This window comes from Streptomyces sp. NPDC003027 (assembly GCF_053591435.1).
The window spans coordinates 1-21,291 of the sequence record NZ_JBSFTU010000027.1 but is presented as its reverse complement, the minus strand read 5'-3'; the positions used below and the strand labels follow the sequence as shown (position 1 = coordinate 21,291).

General features: G+C 68.3%; 18 protein-coding genes. 14 read left to right on the top strand and 4 right to left on the bottom strand.

Features of this window, described 5'->3' with window-relative positions:
* The first annotated feature begins 140 nt into the window (after window positions 1-140).
* Window positions 141-764 carry a nucleotidyltransferase domain-containing protein gene (locus tag ACWDX6_RS20015; protein WP_451486234.1) on the top strand — a complete coding sequence of 208 codons (624 nt, stop codon included), beginning with the start codon at window positions 141-143 and terminating at the stop codon, window positions 762-764.
* Here ACWDX6_RS20015 and ACWDX6_RS20010 read toward each other — a convergent pair.
* From ACWDX6_RS20010 to ACWDX6_RS20000, 3 genes are read right to left on the bottom strand one after another with little or no spacing between them, the layout of a single operon-like run.
* Window positions 751-1,209 carry a PPC domain-containing DNA-binding protein gene (locus tag ACWDX6_RS20010; protein ID WP_009311896.1) on the bottom strand — a complete coding sequence of 153 codons (459 nt, stop codon included), beginning with the start codon at window positions 1,207-1,209 and terminating at the stop codon, window positions 751-753. The genes ACWDX6_RS20015 and ACWDX6_RS20010 overlap by 14 nt on opposite strands.
* Window positions 1,210-1,236: 27 nt before the next feature.
* A complete protein-coding gene (locus tag ACWDX6_RS20005; protein WP_451486233.1) occupies window positions 1,237-2,238 on the bottom strand; it encodes an asparaginase in 1,002 nt (333 codons plus the stop codon).
* 57 nt (window positions 2,239-2,295) lie between these two features.
* Window positions 2,296-3,708, bottom strand: a complete 1,413-nt coding sequence (locus tag ACWDX6_RS20000; protein WP_451486232.1) for a helix-turn-helix domain-containing protein — start codon at window positions 3,706-3,708, stop codon at window positions 2,296-2,298.
* A 306-nt stretch (window positions 3,709-4,014) separates the two neighbouring features.
* Between ACWDX6_RS20000 and ACWDX6_RS19995 the strand changes: the two genes are divergently transcribed.
* From ACWDX6_RS19995 to ACWDX6_RS19940, 12 genes are all read left to right on the top strand, one after another.
* The gene (locus tag ACWDX6_RS19995; RefSeq protein WP_451486231.1) at window positions 4,015-4,776 is read left to right on the top strand and encodes a hypothetical protein; all 762 of its coding nucleotides are present in this window, start codon (window positions 4,015-4,017) and stop codon (window positions 4,774-4,776) included.
* On the top strand, window positions 4,773-5,459 hold the full coding sequence (locus ACWDX6_RS19990) for a dTMP kinase (protein ID WP_451486230.1): 687 nt from the start codon (window positions 4,773-4,775) through the stop codon (window positions 5,457-5,459). Before ACWDX6_RS19995 ends, ACWDX6_RS19990 begins: the two co-directional genes overlap by 4 nt.
* On the top strand, window positions 5,452-6,321 hold the full coding sequence (locus ACWDX6_RS19985) for an isocitrate lyase/phosphoenolpyruvate mutase family protein (protein WP_451486229.1): 870 nt from the start codon (window positions 5,452-5,454) through the stop codon (window positions 6,319-6,321). Before ACWDX6_RS19990 ends, ACWDX6_RS19985 begins: the two co-directional genes overlap by 8 nt.
* On the top strand, window positions 6,312-6,782 hold the full coding sequence (locus tag ACWDX6_RS19980; RefSeq protein WP_451486228.1) for an NUDIX domain-containing protein: 471 nt from the start codon (window positions 6,312-6,314) through the stop codon (window positions 6,780-6,782). Before ACWDX6_RS19985 ends, ACWDX6_RS19980 begins: the two co-directional genes overlap by 10 nt.
* A 5-nt stretch (window positions 6,783-6,787) precedes the next feature.
* A complete protein-coding gene (locus ACWDX6_RS19975) occupies window positions 6,788-7,453 on the top strand; it encodes a TylF/MycF/NovP-related O-methyltransferase (protein ID WP_451486227.1) in 666 nt (221 codons plus the stop codon).
* Window positions 7,450-8,373, top strand: coding sequence for an NAD(P)-dependent oxidoreductase (locus ACWDX6_RS19970; protein WP_451486226.1), 924 nt, complete (start codon window positions 7,450-7,452; stop codon window positions 8,371-8,373). The genes ACWDX6_RS19975 and ACWDX6_RS19970 overlap by 4 nt, the downstream gene beginning before the upstream one ends.
* Entirely contained in the window at window positions 8,370-9,236 is an 867-nt protein-coding gene (locus ACWDX6_RS19965; RefSeq protein WP_451486225.1) for a hypothetical protein, read from the top strand. Before ACWDX6_RS19970 ends, ACWDX6_RS19965 begins: the two co-directional genes overlap by 4 nt.
* A gap of 30 nt (window positions 9,237-9,266) precedes the next feature.
* Window positions 9,267-11,126, top strand: coding sequence for a radical SAM protein (locus ACWDX6_RS19960; RefSeq protein WP_451486224.1), 1,860 nt, complete (start codon window positions 9,267-9,269; stop codon window positions 11,124-11,126).
* On the top strand, window positions 11,123-11,842 hold the full coding sequence (locus ACWDX6_RS19955; protein WP_451486223.1) for a 2OG-Fe(II) oxygenase: 720 nt from the start codon (window positions 11,123-11,125) through the stop codon (window positions 11,840-11,842). Before ACWDX6_RS19960 ends, ACWDX6_RS19955 begins: the two co-directional genes overlap by 4 nt.
* 90 nt (window positions 11,843-11,932) lie before the next feature.
* Entirely contained in the window at window positions 11,933-12,094 is a 162-nt protein-coding gene (locus ACWDX6_RS19950; protein ID WP_159054018.1) for a hypothetical protein, read from the top strand.
* A 56-nt stretch (window positions 12,095-12,150) separates the two neighbouring features.
* Entirely contained in the window at window positions 12,151-13,053 is a 903-nt protein-coding gene (locus ACWDX6_RS19945) for an aKG-HExxH-type peptide beta-hydroxylase (protein ID WP_451486222.1), read from the top strand.
* Window positions 13,054-13,201: 148 nt separating this feature from the next.
* The gene (locus tag ACWDX6_RS19940) at window positions 13,202-14,881 is read left to right on the top strand and encodes a PE-PGRS family protein (protein WP_451486221.1); all 1,680 of its coding nucleotides are present in this window, start codon (window positions 13,202-13,204) and stop codon (window positions 14,879-14,881) included.
* Here ACWDX6_RS19940 and ACWDX6_RS19935 read toward each other — a convergent pair.
* Entirely contained in the window at window positions 14,811-15,653 is an 843-nt protein-coding gene (locus ACWDX6_RS19935) for a PE-PGRS family protein (protein ID WP_451486220.1), read from the bottom strand. The genes ACWDX6_RS19940 and ACWDX6_RS19935 overlap by 71 nt on opposite strands.
* A 397-nt stretch (window positions 15,654-16,050) precedes the next feature.
* On the opposite strand from ACWDX6_RS19935, the gene ACWDX6_RS19930 reads away from it, so the two are divergent.
* Entirely contained in the window at window positions 16,051-20,922 is a 4,872-nt protein-coding gene (locus ACWDX6_RS19930; protein WP_451486219.1) for a DEAD/DEAH box helicase, read from the top strand.
* Window positions 20,923-21,291 lie beyond the last annotated feature (369 nt).

The following is a 21,291-nucleotide window of genomic DNA, read 5'->3' as shown; positions in this document are numbered from 1 at the left end:
CAAGGGTGGCTGCCGGTGGCCCTGATGCTCATGGGCGTTTATGAGCACAGGGTGCGAGCGGGCGACAGGCGCTCCAGCGACACCGCCGACCCGCCGTCGACCTTCGCCTCCGCCCCTCTGATCACTGGGAGGATGGGCGGGTGAGTGCTGACGTGCTGGGACGCTGGGTGCCGGATCGTCCCGAGGATGTGGCCGCGGTCTTCGCCAAGGCGGACTTCCCGTGGTGGATCGCCGGTGGCTACGCGATCGAACTCGCGGTCGGCCGCGAGCTGCGCGCACACGGCGATCTCGACGTCCTCGTCCTCCGGCGTGACCAGGCCCTCGTACGTGACCTGCTGGCCGACTGGGACCTGTACGTGGCGGACCCGCCCGGCCGGGGGGAGCTTCGACCGTGGCGTCCTGGAGAGATCCTTCAGCCGCCGCTCCACGACATCTGGTGCCGCCGCACGCCCAAGGCGCCCTGGTCGGTGCAGCTCATGCTGGACGAGGCCGAGGGCACCCTGTGGGTCTCGCGGCGCACCCCGGAGATCCGGCTCCCGATCGACCGACTCGGGCGGACGAGCGAGACTGGCATCCCGTATCTCGCGCCCGAGGTGCAGCTTTTCTACAAGGTGAAGGCGACCCGGGACAAGGACGAGACCGACTTCGAAGCGGTACTGCCGCTGCTCGACACTCCGGCACGCGCCTGGCTGGCGGACGCAATCAAGGTGATCGCGCCCGGCCACCCCTGGCTCCGCCGGCTCCTGCCGGTCAGCCGAACGTGAGCAGCGGTACGTCGTAGAGGTCGGGGTTCCGGGGCCGGGTCATCGTGGGCGACGTGACCTCCACGATCAGCAGCTCGCTGAGGAACTGGACCTTGGCGCTGAGGAGGTGGCTCGTCCTGCCGTCGGCCGACTGAGCCTTCAGGCCGGCGGAGACGTGGATGTGCGGGAGTATCCCGCCGGTGGCGGGGTCATGGGCGAGGGTGCCGGCGCCGAACGCCTCGACGTTGGTGACGTACGTCTTCGCCCAGACCGGTGCGTCCGGGTCCGCGAGCTTCTCGCAGGCGCCCACGATCTCGGCCTCCGCGAAGGCTCCGATGAACGAGGGGATGTAGCCCTGCCGTACGCCGTTGTCCCGGCAGAAGGTGGACAGCGCCTCGAAGAAGTCCTCCCCGTGGTCGAAGGTGACGCCGAAGGTACGGCCGACGGTCAGCTCGTGAGCACGCATGCGCGGGTGTCTCCTGATGAGGTGGGATCAGCGGGCGGAGGCGGTGGTGAAGGTCTCGCGGACCGTCGCTCCGTCGGCGCCCTGGGCGAGCAGGGCCTGCAGCAGGAGCCGCGCCTGGTACGGGCCGAGGTCTCCGGCTCCGATGAGCCCGCGGCCGAGGAGGTCCTTCTCGGAGCCGGGGAAGCCGTACGTGTCCGACAGAACGGGGCCGTTGCCGATGCGGGAGGCGAGGACCACGGGGATGCGGGACGCAAGCTTGGTGAGCCCTTCGACAAGGCGCTCCGGGACGTGACCCACGCCGAAGGCCGCAACCACGAGCCCGTCGCAGTTGCCGTCCCACACGTCGAGCAGGGCTCCGTCATCGCCGAGGGTGACCGTGTAGAGCCCGACGCGCGCCTCACGGTCGGGGGCGCCGACCAGCGGTCCGCGGCGCGGCAGCCCGCTTACCATCCGAACCCGGTTCTCCGCGATCCGCGCGATCGGGCCGCACGCCGGTGAGGTGAAGGCCGCGGGGCTGGTGGTGTGGGACTTACGGACGGTCCGGGCCGAGTGGATCTCGTCGCCGAGTACGACGAGACAGCCGGCGCCGCTGAGTCCAGGGTCGGCGGCGGCCAGGACGGCGGAGTGGAGGTTGGCCGGGCCGTCGGCGCCGGGCAGGGCGGGGTTGCGCATCGCGCCAGTGACAACGACCGGCTGCTCGTGGCCGTGGTAGAGGTCGAGGAGGAAGGCGGTCTCCTCGATGGTGTCGGTGCCCTGGGTGATGACGACGCCGTCGACCTCTCCGGTCTCCAGCTCCGCCGCGATCGCGACCGACAGTGCCGTGAGGTCCTCGAAGGTCAGGGAGGCGCCGGGCAGACGACGGAAGTCCCGCACCTTGAGGCCGATGCCGCTCGTGGCCAGCGCGGGTACCGCAGCGAGGAGTTCGTGGGCCGAAAGCGCCGGTACGACGCCTCCGGTGGTGGGGTCGGTGGTCATGGCGATCGTGCCGCCCAGGGAGAAGACCGCCACGTTCCTGCCCGACTCCGTCATTCCCCTGCTCCCTGTCCGGACGCCGCCGAGCGCGACCTCACGAGTGGTTCACGCAGGCTATCGGGTCGGCGCCGTCCGGGTACGCGGAATGATCACCATCTGCTCGGCCACGAACCGGCAGGCGGCCTCCAGCCCTTCGAGACCGAGCAACCGGCTGCGCGACCGGGCAAGCCGCTCCATGCCGACGGCCGACAACTGTGCGCACCGGCGACCGAGCCAGGAGGCGTCGAGGCCGAGGTACTCAGCCGTCGCCGCAAGCCGCTGTCCCACGTGTTCGGCAGCCGTGGCCGAGTGGCGGCTGACGTGGCCCGTTGCATCGGCGAACGTCCGTAGGGCGCCCGGCCGCGCGGTGACCGCAAGGTGGGACGCCCCCTCGGTCCGTACCCATGTGGCGATGACGGCGCGGTGCCCGTGGGAGAGCGCGAAGCCGTCGGTGTGGGCGAAGCCTCCGTCGTCCGTCACCCAGGTGCGGATGCCGAAGGACTCCATGAGCGCGATAGCGAGGAAGAGCAGGACGCGCTCGTACGCCGGCGAGGAGGCGACCGCCGTCTCCGGGACGCAGAACCCCCGGCCGCTGGTACCGCCTGGACGCCGGGGCGCCATTCGTTCGAGGTAGCGGTACTTGTGCCGGAAGAACAGCCAGGTGGCGGCCTCCTCACCGCGCTGTTCCCTGGTCCAGAAGACGGGTGCGTCGCCCAGGTGGTCACGGTGGCCCAAGATGTACCGGGCTGCGGTCTCCGAGCCGATCAGCATCCGGGAGACTTCGGTCAGTCCCTGGTCGGCGGCGATTGGTGCGCCTGGGGAAACGGTGAGCGACGCCAGCGAGGTGTGCAGGGGCTGGTCGTCGCCGAGCAGTGCCGCCTCGAATCCCGACACGGCCCACAGGATGCCGTAAGTCAGGTCGTCCAGTTCGTACGCGGCGGGGATGTCGACCGGGTCGGAGGCGGTGGCACGTACGCCGCTCGGTCGGGCGTCGGTGACGAACTGCCGGACCGCCCCGTCCACCGTGCGGTTCGCGACGACGAGCGCGCGCATCGGCATGGTGCGCCAGGCATCCAGCTCCGGGCGGGAGTCGAGTCTCAGGCTGTCCCCGAGAAAGGAGGCTGCGGGAAGGGTCAGCACGGGGAGCGCCGTCGTCGAGACGGACCGGCCGGCGGGTAACAGAAGCTGGCCCGGCCCTTCGGGCAGCGCAGCGTACCCACGGGCTCCGGTGTCCACCGCCCCCGGTAGGCCCGCGGAGTCCGGGAGGTGCGGATCGGTCGCGGGCAGGAGCCCGAGCAGCTCCTCCGGAACTCCCAGCGCATCGGTCCACTGGACGAACTGTCGTCGATCGCGGATCTGCTTGAGCCCGCGTTCCAGTCTGCTGACCTCGGCCTGGTCGATGCTGACCATCCGCGCCACGCCCGCCTGGGAGAGGCCCGTGTGCTTCCTGAACAGCTTGACGACGGTGCCGAGTTCCCATGCGGCCACGGCACGCCGGACCGTCGGATCACGCCAGAATGCCGGGTCGGCCCGTCGGGCGGCCGGCCCGTCCTGGCAGGAGGCGCATCGTGTACCGGCGTTGAAGCGACTGAGAAGGGCACCGCAGCGCGTACACCGTCGCTGTCCGCTGTCGACCATGGTCGGCATTCTGCCTCGCTCTGCGACCACCCGGACACGGTCCGCTTGTGGGGCTCATAAACGCTCATAAGCGTGGGCCTTCGTGGCGGCCATCGTGGTGGAGCACCACCGACCGGAGCCGCGTGCCGCGACTCCCCGGACGTGAGGATCCGACCTGTGACCTCCTTGACCCTGCCGCCCCGGCCGCCCGGTTCGCCGCCGCTGGCCCATGCATGGCAGACGCTGGCGGACGGTCTGCTGACCCAGCGGCTCCATCTCCATCTCGACGAATGGCGGGCTGCCGTCGCCGAGAAGAAGACGCTGCCCGACGTGCCGGGCGCCGATGTCTCCGTGCTGGCCCAGCGCCCGTCCCCGCTGGCGGCAGGCGACGAGTCCGCGATGGCGTTGCTGGAGGACGCCGGGCTCGGCTTCTGGTGGGAGCTGCCCCAGCAGCACGGAGCGGAGTCGCGGAACCAGCGCGGGGCACTTCACCGCGCCGCCGACACCGCTGCCCAGAGCATCCTCGCTGAGCAGTCCGGGGCGGCCTGGTCCGACGCCGTGACCGCCGCCAGCGCCGCCGTCGCGTGGTGGGTGGGCTTCTTCGCGGTGATCCGCCACCGCGGGGTGCACCACATCACGCTGGAGCCGCACCCGAGCCCGCTCCATGAGCAGGCCCTGGGCACTGCGGTGAGCGTCGTGGCCCACGGCATGGCCACGCGGGTGCTGGAGGCGGCGCTGCGTAACTCCGACGACGACCCGAACCTCCGCGCCGCGTACTGCCGGGCCATCGAGGCAGGCATCTGCGCCGAGTCCGAGCTGCCCCGCCTCATCGACGAATTGGCGGAGCTGCGGCTAGTGGACCTGGTGTCCACCACGGCCCGCTGGCGTGGTCGCTTCACCAAGTACGCCGGCGGCACGGGAGCGGGGCAGGTCGAATGAACCACCGCCATCCGTTCATCGTCATCGAGGGGCTCGACGGCACCGGCAAGACGACGCTGCGCAAGGGTCTGTTCCGGCTCTGGGAGGGGCTCTACGGCGTCACCCCGCTGTGCCTGCTCACCACCAACTTCCTCGCCCCCGACCACGCCGCCGCCATCGTCACCGGCAAGTACCAGCCGAACGCCGGTAACCGCGACGCCTACTTGTCCGCGATCGCGGCGGACAAGCGGGCCACGCTGGATCGCCTCGTCCTCCCCCAGCGGCCGACCCGGCCCGTGATCGCGGATCGCTGGCTTCTCAGCGAGCTGGCCTTCTTCGCCGTGAAGCACGGCATGAGGGCATCGGAGACGTACGAGGCGCTGGCCGCGCAGCTCACCGTGGCCCCGGACATCACGCTCGTCCTGGACCTGGAGACCGACGCCTCGATGAGCCGGGCGCAGGCCCGACAGGGTGACGCCGTGCGGGCCGACTGGGACGTGCGCGACGTCCAGATCCGGGTTCGCGATACCTACGAGGCCGTGGTCACGAAGCCCGACGAGTTCCCGCTCCTGGGCGACGTGGTCCGCCTGGACGCCCGCCGGCCCCGGTCCGAGGTGCTGCTCGCCGCCTGGGACGTACTGCGCGAACGACAACTGGTACCGCCCATCGCCGCCCGCACGGAAGGAGGAGAGATCCATGGTTGACGGCACGAAGGCGAGGCGTCTGCGCGAGGCCCTCGACGACAGCGAGCGGAAGCACCCTCTCCTGGCGATCGGTGCGGTGAACGCGCTCGCCGCGCACGTCGCAGCGGAGGCGGGCTTCGACGCCCTGTGGGTGAGCGGTCTGGAGGTGTCCGCAGCCTCCGGACTACCGGACGCCAACGTCCTGGGCCCCCGGGACCTGTCCGACGTGGTCGCCTCGCTCGGCCGTGTCACCGAACTGCCTGTCATCGTGGACATCGACAACGCGGGCGGCTCGGGGCGCACGGCGGAGCGGTTCGCGTACGACCTGATGCGCGCCGGAGCCGCGGCGGTGTGTGTCGAGGACAGCGCGTACCCGAAGTGCAACAGCTTCGCGGCCCACCGTGCCCAGACCCTCGCAGACCGGGATCTGCTGTGCGAGCAGGTGGGGCGCATACGGAAGGTCGCCGGTGATGACCTCGTGGTCGTGGCCCGCACCGAGGCCCTGATCGCCGGTGAGGACATGGCCACGGCGATCGCCCGCGCCGAGGCGTACGCCGAAGCCGGAGCGGATGCGGTACTCATCCACTCCAAGGACGCGACCGGTGATCAGGCGCGGGCCATCGGACGTGCGTGGAACCACGGCGTGCCACTGGTCAGCGTGCCCACGGCGTTCCCTGACCTGAGCGCCGCCGAACTCGGCGAGGCCGGCTTCAGCCTCTGCATCTACGCGAACCAGCTGAGCCGTGCCGCGCTCGCGGGCATGCGCACCGCCGCTCGTCAGTTCCGGCGCGGAGGGAGTTTCCGCTCCACCGTCGCGGGATCCCTCGCGGAGGTCGGCGACCTGATGCGCGTCGGCGAACCGGAGGCGCTGTCGTGCCTCTGACGCCCGAGCTGCCTCGGATCAGTGTCTCCGTGAAGGCGGCGATCGTGCGCGACGGCGCCGTCCTGCTGCTGTCATACGACGACGAGGCCGGGTTCCACTACAACCTCCCCGGCGGCAAGGCCCAGGTCGGCGAGGACCTGCGCCAGGCCGTGAACCGCAAGGTCGCACAGGAGACGGGCCTCCAGGTCGTGGCCCGGCGTCTGCTGTGCGTCGTCGAGTACGTCCCCGAGTCGTGGCAGGGCGAGTTCGGGGACGTGCAGAAGGTTCAGTTCAACTTCCTCGCTGACCAGGTGGACGACGCCGAGCCGCGCATGCCGGAACCGCCGGACCCCATCCAGGTGGGCTTCGAGTGGGCTCCGCTGGAACGTCTGGGCGACGTCTACCTGCTGCCCCGGATCAACCGCCCGCTGTCGGCGGCGTTGAACGGGGAGCTCGCCGACCCCTTCGTGGACAGGTGGTGACCTTCATGGATCCGAAGCTGAAGGATCTGCGGGAGTGGCTGCTGCGGGAGCACTCCGGGACGGTCTGTGTCGACCGGCTCCGCGTGATCGCCGACGAGCTCGCCGACCTGGCCGCTCGCGGTCTGCCGGGACCCGTGGTGGAACTCGGCTGCTACAGGGGCGCAATGGCCCTCTGGATCCGTAGCGTGCTCGACTCGCTGGGCGACCGCGACCGCGAGATCCACGTCTACGACTCCTTCGAGGGCATGCCCGCGCCCGGCGCCGAGGACTCGGACCATCTGGCGGTGGGCGAGCTCCGGTCGTCCCCCGACGACGTGCGCGCCACGCATGCGGCCTGGGACAGGTCGGCGCCGATCATCCATCCGGGATGGTTCGACGAGACTCTTCCCAAGGAGCTGCCCGACGAGATCGCGTTCGCCTACCTGGACGGCGACTTCTACGACTCGACCCTCACGGGACTCACGCACTGCGTCACCCGCCTGGTGCCGACGGGTGTGCTGCTCGTCGACGACTACGCGGACACGGCGGTCAATCCGCGAGCCTGGGACGGGCTCCCGGGGGTGAAGCGCGCCTGCGACGTGCACTTCGGCGCGCCTTCGCCCGTAACCGTCGTCGTCGGCGAGGGCGATCTCGCCTTCGGCCGGTACGAGAAGCCGGAGTTCCTCGGATGAGCGCTGTCCTGGTGTTACGCGGTGCGGCGGACACGAGCGCGATCCGCCGCGCCCTGCCCGATATCCTCGTACACGAGTTGCCGGACCTGGACTCGCCTCTGCCCGCCGACACGGCCGTGCTCGTCCTGCGTTCCGGCGTCCGTCTCGGCGAGCGGGAGCTCGACGCGCTCCCTCGCCTGCGGCACGTCGTACGGACCGGCTCCGGCATCGACCACATCGACGTGAGCGCCCTCCGGCACCGTGGCATCACGCTGCACCGCAACGCCGAGGCCGGCGCGGGCGCCGTGGGCGAGTGGGTGCTCGCCGCTGCCCTGGCCCTGGCCCGGCGGATCCCCTTGGGGCAGCACGCGCTGCTGCTCGGCCAGCACGAGAAGCAGGCGTGCATGGGGGCGTCACTCGGCACCCTGGACGCAGGCATCTGGGGCGCGGGTCCGGTCGGGCTGGCCGCCGAATGGGCCCTCGCCCCCTACGTGGGCCGCACGGCCTTCGCCGCGTGGCCGTCGAACTCTCCCGGTCTGCGAGAGCTGTCGCCGACAGCCCTCACGGAGCAGTCGCAGGTACACGTGATCGCTCTGCCGCTGCGCCCCACGACCGAACAGCTGATCGGCGAGGACTTCCTCACACGCGTCGCTCCGCAGCGGCCTCTGCTCATCTGCGCAGGACGGCTGGAGACCCTCGACGTCGCGGCCTGCCTGCGGGCACTGGCGGACGGGAGGCTCTCGGGCCTCGCACTCGACCCGGTCGAGCGGGAGCACCTGCCGCTCCTCACCGGCTCCACGACGCCGCTCAACCTCCTGGCCTCGCCCCACATCGGCGCCCAGCGCTCCGACGTGCGCGGCGCACTCGACCGATGGGCCATCGACCTCCTCAAGGAGATCAACGCCGCCGACAAGATCCTGATCGAAGGAGGGCACAGGTGAACCCATCGGCACGACTGCGCCGGGGGATCGCCGACAGAGTCGCCCAGGCTCTGCTCGCGTCCGGCGAGGCTCGTGAGGTCTGGCTGGAGGGAGCCCTCGCCTGCGGCTTCGCCCACGCGGCGAGCGACATCGACCTGCGTGGCATCGCGGACGGCACCCTTCCGGCGTGGGAGTCCCGCATCGTGGACGGCGTCCGTGTCGACCTCCAGGCGACGGCGCCGCAGCGGGCGGAGGAACTCCGTCACCTGCTCCGCTCCTTCGACGTCCGCCGCGACGACCTCGGCTCGTTCCGCCAGGTACGCGCTTCGATGCACGACCTCATGTGTCTGCGTACCGCTCTCTCCTACAGCTCCGGACGCTGGAATCCGGTGCTCGCTCCCGGGGAGCGCCAGGGCTACCGACGGTGGGCGGTTGCCGACCAGGCCGAGGTGGCGGCGAGTCTCGCCGAGGACCTGACCGGCCTCGTCGAGGACGGCCTAGCCGAATCGGTCGTCGTCGTATGCCGGAAGCTGGAGACCTGTCTCGCTGCGCTCGACTGCGCGGCGGCCGGCCATCCCGTCCTGGGCGACAAGTGGCTGCCGCTGCTCGCCGGCGCGCCACCCCGCCCGTCGATCAACGCGGCTCGCGCGGAGACGTGGGAGTGGTTCCGTCCGGTTCAGCGACGCGTGGCCAGAGCGCTCCTGGGCTGCTGGCCCGTCGACGACCCGCTGCAGAAGCCTCCCAGTCTGGGCACCCCAGACGCCGGCTGGCTGCCCCAGCGGTACGCCGACGGGTGGTTCCTTCGCCGTGGCGACGTCCACATTCCCATCACCGGCGGACAGCTTCTCGGGTGGCTGTCCGCGGTCTCCACCGATGGCGCGTAGGCCGCGCCTTTCCCCCTCGGGAGGCTTCTGATGCCCGTCACCCGCACCGCCCCCACGGACCTGGAGAGTCTCTACGCCCCGTTGTCGAGCACCGGGCCGGACACGGCGGTCTCCGTCATCCTCAAGCTCCGGGGAGAGACCTGCGACATCGACTGCCTGTACTGCTTCGAGAAGCGCAAGGAGTCACCGGGCGGCGCCCGGATCAACGCGGCACAGGTCCACCGCCTCGGTTCGATCTTCTCCGGGCGCCCGCTCAGCGTCGAACTCCACGGCGGGGAGCCCCTGACCGCCGGCCCGGAACGGATCGCGGAGATCCTGGACGCGCTCGCCGCACAGCCGAACGTCATCCGCGTGAGCCTCCAGACCAACGGCCTCCAGCTCGACGACGCGTGGCTGGACCTGTTCGAGCGGCACTGCCCGGAGCTGGAGATCGGCATCTCCCTCGACGGGGACGCGCTTGGGAACTCGTGGCGCGTCGGGTACGACGGCCGCCCCACGTACCCCCGAGTGGTCGAAGCCCTGGAACTCCTCGGCCGTCGGGAACGCCGTGTCGGCGTCATCTGCGCCGTCACCCCGTACGTCCTCGGCCGGGCCTCCGAGGTCATGGAGCACCTGGCCTCCTTTCCCGCCGTGACGACGGTCAGCCTGGTGCCGTGTTTCGACGCGGCGGTCACCCAGTCGACCATGGTGGTCGGATCCCGTGCGCCGACCAGTCGGGCACTCCAGCGGCGGGCCATCGGCCCCACCGGCCCGGCCTGGGCCGTCACGCCTCGTCAGTACGCCGACTTCGTGTTGGAGGCCGCCCACCACTGGGTCGCCGACGGCCTGTTCCGCCGCGTCAAGCTGGAGCCCGTCGTCTCCGTCATCCGCCGTCTGAAGGGTCTGCAGACTCGTTCATGCCACTTCTCCGACTTGAAGTGCGACCACGTCCTCACCCTTTATCCCGATGACCGCCTGGGAAGCTGTGACGAGCTGCCCTGGCCGCAGGCCGGCCTCACCGCACTTGGCGATGCACACGCCGAGGCGGACATAGCCGGCGCCCAGGGCGGCTCTCCCTTGCTTCAGCAGGCACGCTCCCTGGTCACGAAGTGCACGGCCTGCGACTACCGCGACACCTGCGGCGCGGGCTGCCCGGCGGTCCGCCTCCGCTTCGTCGCCGCGGGCGACGAAGACGCGTACTGCGACCACCGCATGCGCCTGATCGACGGCGTCGCCGCCTTCCTCGCCCAGCCGAGTCTCCCGCCCGGCGCCTCCTGTTCCCGGCTTCGCTGGCGTCCCGTCCGCCCCAACGACATGCACCACGTCGCGGCGTTCCTGGCCCGGTGGGACGACCCGGCGGCGCCCCGCCCGCCCGCGCGCCTTCAGGTCAGCGCCCACGGCAACATCAACACGGTCGGCCTCCCCGGCGTTCACGAGGCGGACGATCTCGACCCGCACCACCCCCAGTGGTACGAGGGCATCGAGTCCGGTGTCCGTCCGGTCGTCGATGCGCTCACCGCGGGCTGGAACACCGTCACCTATGACAGCTGCCAGGGCCACACCTATGCCGGCCTCCCCGAAACCGAGCCCCGCTTCCTCTCGGTCGGCATCTTCCCGCGCGACCGCGCCGAGTACACGCGTACAGCGACGCGCTTGTGCCGCGCCGCCAGCCGAGCCGAGTCCTCCCTGCCCGAGGCGTGTTCGTTGGTCCTCGGTCGCAGCGAGCTCACGTGCCGCACCACCGGCCGGGTATATCCGACGCTCGACCTCCATCTCGTACCCGCTGCCGGCACCACGCCTGCCAAGTACTTCGAGGATCTCGCCCAGGCCGTGCACGTACTCACGGAGGCCCTGGCCGAGGCCGCCTCTGCCCCGCCTTCCACCCCCTGCGCCTGCGGAGGCGAGCAGTGATCCACATCGCCGAGACCCTGTCCATCCGTACCGTGGAGAGCTTCCTCAAGCCAGACGAGGTCGAGCAACTCAACCTCGTCATGGACGACACGCTCAACTCCCTCGGACGCGACCGGTACGGCACGGCCCGCCGCACCACCATCCATGAGATCCCCGGTCACTCCCCCGCCGAGGCGCAGGACGTCTATGAGCCGGCAGGCCGGATCGAGGTAACCGAGATCCCGTACGAGGCGACCGTCCTCCTCGATCAGGCACTGAAGCTGCACATGGCCGCCATCACACGCACCCTGCCGTCGGTCACTGGCCACCGGCCGTGGATCTACCTGGAATACGGCTCCGGCCAATACATCACCCCGCATGCCGACGGCATCGCCCCCGATCCCCTCACCCGTCCCCGCCAGGTCGCCGCCGCGACGGTCACGCTCACAGACACCCACGACACCGGCGGCGCGTTCTATGTGGAAACCACGGGCAGCGACGCCGTCTGGACCGCCGACGAAGCGCCGACCGGGTCGGGTTACGCCCACGGAATGCGCTTCGCACACGACGGGACGGACATGTCCTCCCCCTGGTTCCGCACCATGCCCCGCACCCGATGGAGCGTCGCACCCGCTCCCGGCACGCTCGTGGTCTTCGGCAGCCAGCTCATTCACGGCACCGAACCAGTCCGCGCCGACCGCGTTCGCAAGTTCCTCACGCTCTTCGTCTCCGAGTAGGAAGCTTCGCCGCCATGTCCGGTCCCCGCGGCCCCCCCACAGCCACCCCTCCCCTAAACCCACGGCCCCGACCAGAGGAGAGAGCGAGCAGTGGCAGAAGACAAGACGTTCGACGAGTTCCTGGAGGCAGTCGCCTCCCTGCGCGACAGCGACCCTGTGCGCACCACCGCGCACACCTCCAACGCGGCCACCGAGACCTGGCTGGCCACCACGGTGCAGCCCGACGCCGCTGAGCCCACCACCGAGTCCTGACCCGCCACGGGGCCGGGCCCGTCCCGGTCCGGCCCCGTTCCACCCCGGAGCCCCAGATGAGCGCTCTCTCCCCGGAAGCCCTGGTCACCCTCGGCGGAATCGCCGACCACCAGCACCTCCGGGCCACCCGTATCGCCTCCGTACTCGGCAACCGCCTCGGCTCGTCCGCCCTCGACTACGCCGTCGCCCACCACCTGCTCGAAGGCGCCGAACACGCCGCACGCGCCCGGGACGCGGACCGCCTTGCCTGGTACCGCAATACGACGGTGCGAGATCTGACCCACCTGTCGGTCGACCCGCACATCGTGCTCAGCCCACGCCCCGCGGACATGCTGCGCTCGGAGATCTCCGAAACCGCGTACTACCTCGTCGGCCCCGACACCGCCCCTGCCACGCCCGAGGCCCAGGCGATCGTGCGTGCCGCCCTCGCCTCCGCCACCGAGCACGGCTTCGGCACGCTGCTCACCCAGCACGCCCCCGTCATCTGTCTGCTCAACCGCCGCCAGCTCGACGAGACCCTCCACAGCTGGGCCCTCACCCGCCTCCCCGGCACCATCTTCACCGACTACACCGTCCACCCCGAGGTCCTAGCCCGCGACCTAATCCACGAGGCCGCCCACAACTGGCTCAACGACGCCCTGGCCGCGCACGACGTGAGCCTCCCCGCCGACGTCACCTTCTTCTCCCCCTGGCGAGGCACGCGGCGTTCCATCTTCGGCTTCCTCCACGCGTGCTGGGCCTTCTCCCTCACCGTGCTGTACGTACGGGAGGCGCGGCGCAGGGCCACGGGCGCCGTCGTGCCCTTCCTCGACACCCATCTGCGCCAGCAGGCGGTCAAGTTCGCTGCCACTGCCGAATGCTTGGAGCAAGCCCTCTCGTACGTGCCCGCAAACGAAATCCGTGAACGCATCGGCCGTGCAGTCGGCGAGGTCGTCGCTTCTATGTGCTCTGCCGACTGAGCTGACCGGGGAGGCACGGGGCACGCCCCTGCAGCGTGGCCGCCAGCACTGGCCGGCCCGTCCGGTCCTGGAGATGCTCTGCCAACAGAATGCGGGAACATCACCATTTTGGTTGTAGCCGCCCAGCGGGACCGGTACCACGGTCACCATGTACCGATGGTCGCCGCTCAACGATCGACAGCTGGCCTTGCTCACTCGCATCGGAGAGGGAACAGATCCCGTCACCTCCGCGAGCCCGGAACTCGCCATCACCGCCCGCGCCCTCAAAAGCAGGGGCCTCATCACCATGCCCAGGCATGGTGGGAAGTGGCAGGCGGAGATCACCGATGACGGTCGCTTCTACCTGGAACACGGCCATCATCCGGACCGGCCTGAACCGACCTCGCGAAAGCAGCGACCGGTGACTGCCGAACCAAAGCCGGAGGCTGCGGCACCTCCCCGTCAGCGGGCGACGCCCCCGACCGAGGCGAAGCCGGCGCCGGCGCGCCCTGCGAAGCCGCCACGACAGTCACCGGCGGAGATCGGCGCGGCCTTGATCGCGGAGGTGCAGAAGGCCGGCCGGTTCCTTCGGATCCCGGACCCGAGCGAGGAAGAGCGGGCCCGCTACCGCCGGGCGTTCGACGCGGCGCGGCAGTGTGCACCGGACGGCTTCCACCTGAAGTACAGCGGGCGGGCGAAGGGAGACTTCTTCCTCGGCCTGCTCCGGGTGACAGGCGAGGATGACACCGAGTGGAACCGGATCCGCCTGGCCCGCAGCCGAGTGATGACCGACATCGAGGACGTGATCGCGGCGGTCACCGCAGACCACAGCGCCTTCGAGATCTCAGACGAAGTACTCCCACGAGTGCTCTCCCTCGTTCGGCTCCTCGCCGAGCAGGCCCGGGCACTGCACGGCGACATCGCGGTGTCGAAGAAGCGCAGGCAGCCGAGGCCACTGCTCAAGGTCCACGGCAGGACATACGAGATCTGCTTCAAGGAACGGCAGAAGCAGGTCCGGTACGTGCCCACGCAGCCGGGCCGACGGACGTACGACTGGCAGCGGGTCACCCCTGCGCACCGGTTCGAGCCATCCGGCGAGCTGGAACTGCACGTGAACCAAGGCTCTGGGTACGGCTGGAAGAAGGAATGGGCCGACAGCGCAAAGAAGCCGTTGGAGGACCAGATCGACGCCGTCCTCCGAGCCCTGAAGGCCCACGCGGAGCAAGTGGAGCAGGCCCGGCTGGCGTGGGAGGCGGAACAGCGGCGTCAGCGGGAGGAGCGGGAACGGCAGGAGGAGGAACGCCGCCTCCGAGAGGCCCAGGAAGAAGAGGAGCACCGTCGGCGGGAGGCTGAGAAGAAGGAGCGTACGCAGCGGGAATGGGAAGCTGCGGTCAGCGTCGCGACGATCAAGGCGGTGGACGCCGTACGGGTCGACCGGTTCGGCACCGCCTTGGCGCAATGGCGGGCGGCAGCGGAAATGCGGGCTTTCTGCGCCGCACTCGATGAGGCCGCCTCCGCCTCGGACGACGGCCACGAAGCCGAGCGGCTTCGCGAGTGGTCTACGTGGGGGAAGGCGGAGGCCGACCGGATTGACCCGACCGTGGCCGGCAGGAGCCTGACCGGCCACAGCCTCCACGCGGAACCCACGGGCGACCAGCTACGGCCCTTCCTCGACGGCTGGCACCCGCAGCGGCCGGAGAAGGAAAAGCCACCGAAGAAGGAAGAACCTAAGGCGGAGGCCGAACCGCCCAAGCCGGAGCCGGAGCAGTGGCGCGGCTTCAGCGACGAACGTCTGGACCAAGGCTGGAGATATGGACCCCAAGGTCGCGCTCAATGGTGGAGGCGATGACACCGTGCCCGCGGTCACGTAGGGCCTTCACCGATTTCTCCACGAGCTTCCCGAGCCGGACGACCTCCTCGCGCAGGGCGACCAGCTCGTCGTACCGCTCGGCCTTGTCCTGGCCACACCAATCCCGGACGGTCCGCAGGACGGCCGCTTCCGCGTCCAGCTTGCGGTCGTCCCGGCGGCTGTAGGAGTACCAGGAGGGCTGCGTGCGCTCCTGATCAATGGCCTGCTGCCTGCGGTCCACCTCCGGAAGGATGTCCTCGGCGAGACGGCCGGCCACAAGGCGTGCGATGCGCTCGGTGACCGGCCACCCGGCCAGACACATGCCGTGGCGGTTCTCGTAGACCATCGGATCGCCTCGCAGCTCCGCGGGATCCATCCCGACAAGGGGAGCGCTGCCGTCGAGGCTGCCCATCTCCAGGATCCCGGCGTCCGCGACACTGCGCCGCAGCCGCAGCTTGCTCTTCGGACGGACGAACCCGAGGATCAACCGTGCGGCCTCGAAGTCGGCGCTCCCCCGAACGTGCCGCGACGCCTCGGCCAACGCGAGCTCGCTCGCGTCGTCCGCGCGGAACGCCTCGACGTCCTTCCAGCTCGCCACGAGGGACGTCGCGTCGACCCACTCCTGCAGTCCGGCGTCGTCACCGTCGAGGAACCGCACGTGGAGCAAATCGCTCCTACCACGCCCACCCACTCGAACGATCTCGACCTGACGAACCGCACCGCCCAACTCCTTCGGCCTCGCCCGGTAGACCCAGTGCTCACCCATCTCCATGTGCCCATTGAGCCAGGTCTCACGGCCTCATAGCGCGGCCATTGCCGAAACAACAGCCGATAGAGCTCCGCTCCTCGCTCCGTCTCCACGGCGACCCGTGGCACAGGTGGCTCGAAAGCTGATCCGCTGGCCGAGCCGCACGACAGGGACCTGGCAAGGAGGGCTCATCCGGCAGGCCCTGTACATAGGCTCTCGACGCGCCTTGACACCCTTTGCCAAATTGGCCGGTTTGATGGCGCCTGCACTCCCCATGGCGCCGTTGAACCTGCCTGTCCGTGCGCAATCAGCCACGCTCGGTTCCAATACCGCAGAGGGCAGTAGGGTTCCTGGTTGACTCTGGGGAAATTGTTCCGGCTCGCGGCCAAGCGGGCCGCTTGCTGTGAGGGAACGAGGCGCAGTGGCCACGACCACGACGGTGCACGACGTCATCAGGGCGATCCGTAACGGCGTCGACGGAAGCCGCGACCGCGGTACGCGCTTCGAGGAGCTCATGCTCCAGTACCTCAGCACCGATCCCCAGTGGACCGAACAGTTCACTCGGGTGTGGATGTGGGCCGACTGGCCGGGCACCGAGCACGACAAGCGGGACACGGGTATCGACCTGGTTGCGCAGGACCGGGAAACCGGCGGCTTCTGCGCGATCCAGTGCAAGTTCTACGACCCCAGCCACACACTCCAGAAGGAGGACATCGACTCCTTCTTCACTGCCTCCGGCAAGGGCGGCTTCACCCGTCGCATGATCATCTCCACGACGGAGAAGTGGAGCGTGCACGCCGAGGCCGCGCTGGCTGATCAGCAGATCCCTGTTACCCGGCTCGGCATGTCCGACATCGCGAACAGCCCGGTCGAGTGGTACATGCCTGCGGCCAACGAGCCCTTCGAGCTGAGCCTCCAGACGAAAAAGAGCCCGCGCAAGCACCAGCTCGAGGCTATCGACGCTGTCTTCGCCGGCTTCGGGGAGAACAACCGCGGCAAACTGATCATGGCGTGTGGCACCGGCAAGACGTTCACGGGCCTGAAGATCGTCGAGCGACTCCAGAAGGAGCGAGCGGAGGCCGGGGAAGGCGACCACACCACTGTCCTCTTCTTGGTCCCGTCCATCGCCCTGCTGTCCCAGACGCTGCGCGAGTGGTCCTTCGAGACCGAGCTGACGCTGCGCCCCTTCGCAGTGTGCTCCGACGTCAAGGTCGGCAGGGGGCAACCTCAGGGCGACGACCAGGACATGGCCACCCACGACCTGGCCCTGCCTGCCACCACCGACCCTGACCGTCTGATCAAGCAGATGGCCAGCGTGGAGGCCGGCCCCGGCCTGACGGTCGTGTTCTCCACTTACCAGTCGATCGCCACGATCGCCGAGGCTCAGAAAAAGGGCCTGGGCAGCTTCGACCTCATCCTGTGCGATGAAGCCCACCGGACCACCGGTGTCACACTCGCCGGCCATGACGAGTCCGCTTTCGTCCGCGTCCACGACAACGACTACCTCGCTGGTGACCGCCGCCTCTACATGACGGCCACTCCTCGCATCTACAACGAGGACAGCAAGGCCGACGCAAAGAACGCCGACGCGGTCCTGGCCTCGATGGACGACGAGTCGACGTTCGGTCCGGAGTTCCACCGCCTCGGGTTCGGCCAGGCTGTGGAGCAGAACCTGCTCACTGACTACAAGGTCCTCATCCTCACCATCGACGAGGGCGTCGTAGCCAAGACCCTGCAGCACGGCATGGCCAGCGGATCGTCCGAGCTTGGTATCGATGATGCCGCAAAGATCATCGGCTGTTGGAACGCCCTCGCCAAGCGAACCGGCACCTTCGCCGACGGCTCCGGCTTCGCCAGGGACGAGGCCCCCATGAAGCGGGCCGTCGCCTTCGCCCGCTCGATCCCGGACTCCAAGATGATCGCCCAGCGGTTCAACGAGATCGTCGACGCGTACGAGGACGCTGACGACGACGTGCTGCACTGCGAAGTTGACCACGTCGACGGTACCTTCAACGCTCTGCAGCGCAACGTCCTACTCGACTGGCTCAAGCAAGAACCAGGTCAGAACCAGGCCCGGATCCTGTCCAATGTGCGCTGCCTCTCCGAAGGCGTCGACGTCCCCAGCCTTGATGCCGTCCTCTTCCTCCACCCCCGCAACTCCGTCGTCGATGTGGTCCAGTCCGTCGGACGGGTGATGCGGCTGTCCCCCAAGACCGATAAGAAGTACGGCTACATCATCCTGCCCGTCGCCGTGCCAGCTGGTATGCCGCCGGAGAAGGCCCTCGCCGACAACCAGCGCTTCAAGACCGTCTGGCAGGTCCTCCAGGCCCTGCGCGCCCACGACGACCGCTTCAACGCCACCGTCAACCAGATCGAGCTCAACAAGCACAAGCCCGACAACAAGATCGGCATCGGGGCCATCGGCCCCAATGACGAGACCGTCGGTGACCGGGACGGCTCCAGCACCGCGGACAGCGCCCAGGACGCTAAGGCCAAGGAGGCCCAGACCGCTCAAGCCGTCCAGGACGTCCTGTTCTCGATCAGCGACTGGCGCGATGCCATCTACGCCCGCATCGTCGACAAGGTCGGCGAGCGTCACTACTGGGAGGACTGGGCCAAGGACATCGCCCAGATCGCCGACCGCCACGTCACTCGCATCAAGGCCACCCTCGAGATTCCCGAGAAGCAGGCCGCCTTCCACGAGTTCGTCGGCGAGCTGCGCGACACCATAAACCCGGGCGTCACGGACGACAGCGCGATCGACATGCTCGCCCAGCACATCGTCACCAAGCCGGTCTTCGACGCTCTGTTCAAGGACTACGCCTTCGCCGAGCACAACCCGGTCTCCAAGGCCATGCAACGCATGCTCGACATCCTCGACGACCAAGGGCTGGATGCTGAGGCCAAGAGCCTGGAGGGCTTCTATCGATCGGTGCGTGTGCGGGCGGAGGGTGTAACCGATCATGAGGGCCGCCAGCGCGTCATCGTTGAGCTCTACGACAAGTTCTTCAAGACCGCGCTGCCGAAGACCGCAGACGCGCTCGGCATCGTCTACACCCCGATTGAGATCGTCGACTTCATCCTCCGGGCCACCGAGCAAGCGCTGAACAAGCACCTCGGCCGCTCTCTCTCCGACGAGGGCGTACAGATCATCGACCCCTTCGTCGGCACTGGCACCTTTCCCGTCCGCCTCCTCCAGTCCGGCCTCATCAAGCCGGCAGACCTCCTGCGCAAGTACACGAGCGAACTTCACGCCAATGAGATCGTGCTCCTCGCGTACTACATCGCAGCCGTCAACATCGAGGCCGCATTCCACGACCTCACCGGCAGCGCCTACCGGCCTTTCGAAGGCATCGTCCTCACCGACACCTTCCAGCTCGCCGAAGGAACGGCGAAGCTCGATGGAATGGAGGTAATGGAGGGCAACAGCGAGCGCGCAAAGAAGCAGCAAAATCAGGACATCACCGTCGTCATCGGCAACCCGCCGTACCAGGTTGGCCAGGACAGCGTTAACGACAACAATCAGAACCTGAAGTACGAGGCTCTGGACGGTCGAATCGCCGGAACATACGTTGCAAGATCCACGTCTGACAACAAGAATAAGCTCTACGATTCGTACATTCGCGCGATCCGCTGGGCGTCTGACCGCATTAAGGACGAAGGCGTGGTTGCCTTCGTTACGAACAATAGATACATCGACGGGAAGAGCGCGGACGGAATTCGTACGTCACTCCTAGACGAGTTTGACGCGGTCTATTGCTACGACCTGCGCGGTAACCAGCGAGGCGATTGGCGCAAGGAAGGGGAGAAGGTCTTCGGCGAAGGAAGTCAGACCGGCGCCGCCATCATGGTCCTTGTGAAGAGTAACAGGCAGGTGACGGAGGATGGGGGCTGCGCACTCTACTATCGGGACATCGGCGAGGCAAAGACGCGCGAGTACAAGCTGCGCACTATCGCTTCGCAAAATCTTGAAACCGTCCCATGGGAGCGAATCACCCCCAACGCCGACGGGGACTGGATCAATCAGCGCGACGATCAGTTCGCCACCTTCCAGTCGATCGCCGACAAGGACAAGGTGCGCGCGCGGCAAGCCGTATTCTCCACCTACTCCTACGGCCTCAACACCGCTCGCGATGCCTGGATCTACAACTTCTCCAGCGCCAAGGTTGCGACCAATATGGAGTCGCTGATCTCGTTCTACAATGAGCAGGTCGAGGCATTCATCAAGCACTGCAAATCCCAGGGCCTGACATCCCCGACCGCCAAGGATGCCGAGCAATGGATCGACATGGATCCGCGCCGCATCAGCTGGAATCGAGCAGATAAGACTCGCGTAGCCCGCGGCGAAAAATACGAGTTCAAGCCTGGCACTATCAGGCGATCCGCCTATCGACCGTTCACCCAAGCATGGTGCTACTTCGATTCACGGCTCACGCACGACACGTCCCAGCTCCCCAAAATCTTTCCGAAAACAGGGCAAGGGAATTTCGGCTTCTATGCAACGGGAACTGGCAGCGGTAAGCCGTTTTCCGTTTTGGCGGTGGACGAAGTCCCCGATCTCGCCACCTGGGGTTCTGGAACGGGGCAGTTCTATCCCCGTCACACCTACCGCGAACTGACGGCCGAAGGGGGCTTCGACTTCGGCGACGGAGACGAAGCCTACGAACGCGTCGACAACGTCACCGATGCGGCGCTTCGGTCCTATAGGGAGTCTTACGGCGATGACACCATCACCAAAGATGACGTCTTCTACTACGTCTACGGCCTGCTCCACTCCCCGGATTACCGCAACCGCTTCGCTGCCGACCTGAGGAAGTCCCTTCCGCGCATTCCGAAGGTGCGAGACTTCCGAGGCTTCGCCGAGGCAGGTCGCAAGCTCGCGAACCTGCACATCAACTACGAGCAGGCCGAGCCCCACGGAGGCATCGTCGAGCTGGTCTCCGGCGATACGTCTGCCACGCCTGCCAGTGAGCTGTACCGGGTCACCAAGATGAAGATCCCCCGGAGAAAGGGACAGCAGGACCGCTCAACAATCGTCTATAACCACCGGGTCACCCTCACCAACATCCCGGAGGAGGCGTACCGCTACCAGCTCGGCGCTCGGTCTGCCATCGAGTGGATCATCGATCGGTACCAGACCAAGGTCGACAAGGATTCGGAGATCACCAACGACCCCAACGACTGGTCCGACGACCCGAGGTACATCATCGACCTCCTCAGGCGGATCGTGACCGTCAGCCTGGAGACGATGAAGATCGTGGACGCGCTGCCAGCCCTCGACATCCTCGACTAGGACCTCGCCCAAGAGCCCGCCAGAGCTGTGGACTGGTTGCAGTTCTGGTTGCATTCACCCCCGTCCGGCCCCGTCCGGACGGGGCCACCCCGAACGCTCCGCCGCAGGTCAGTACGGGCACGACCCTCGCCGACCCCCGTACGAACATTTGGAAAGCGTGTTGGGGGCAACCCCTCACGAGTTCGAATCTCGTATCCTCCGCCATTGCTCTCACCGGGCAATACGAAGAGGCCCTGACCAGTTTCGGCTGGTCAGGGCCTTCTTCGCGTGCTGGCTAAGGGCTGTCCCGTAACTGCGGGAGCATGAGGGCCTGCCCCGGCTTCGCGGACATCAGAGAAAGAGAAGCTCGACGTCTTTCGCGACGCAGAG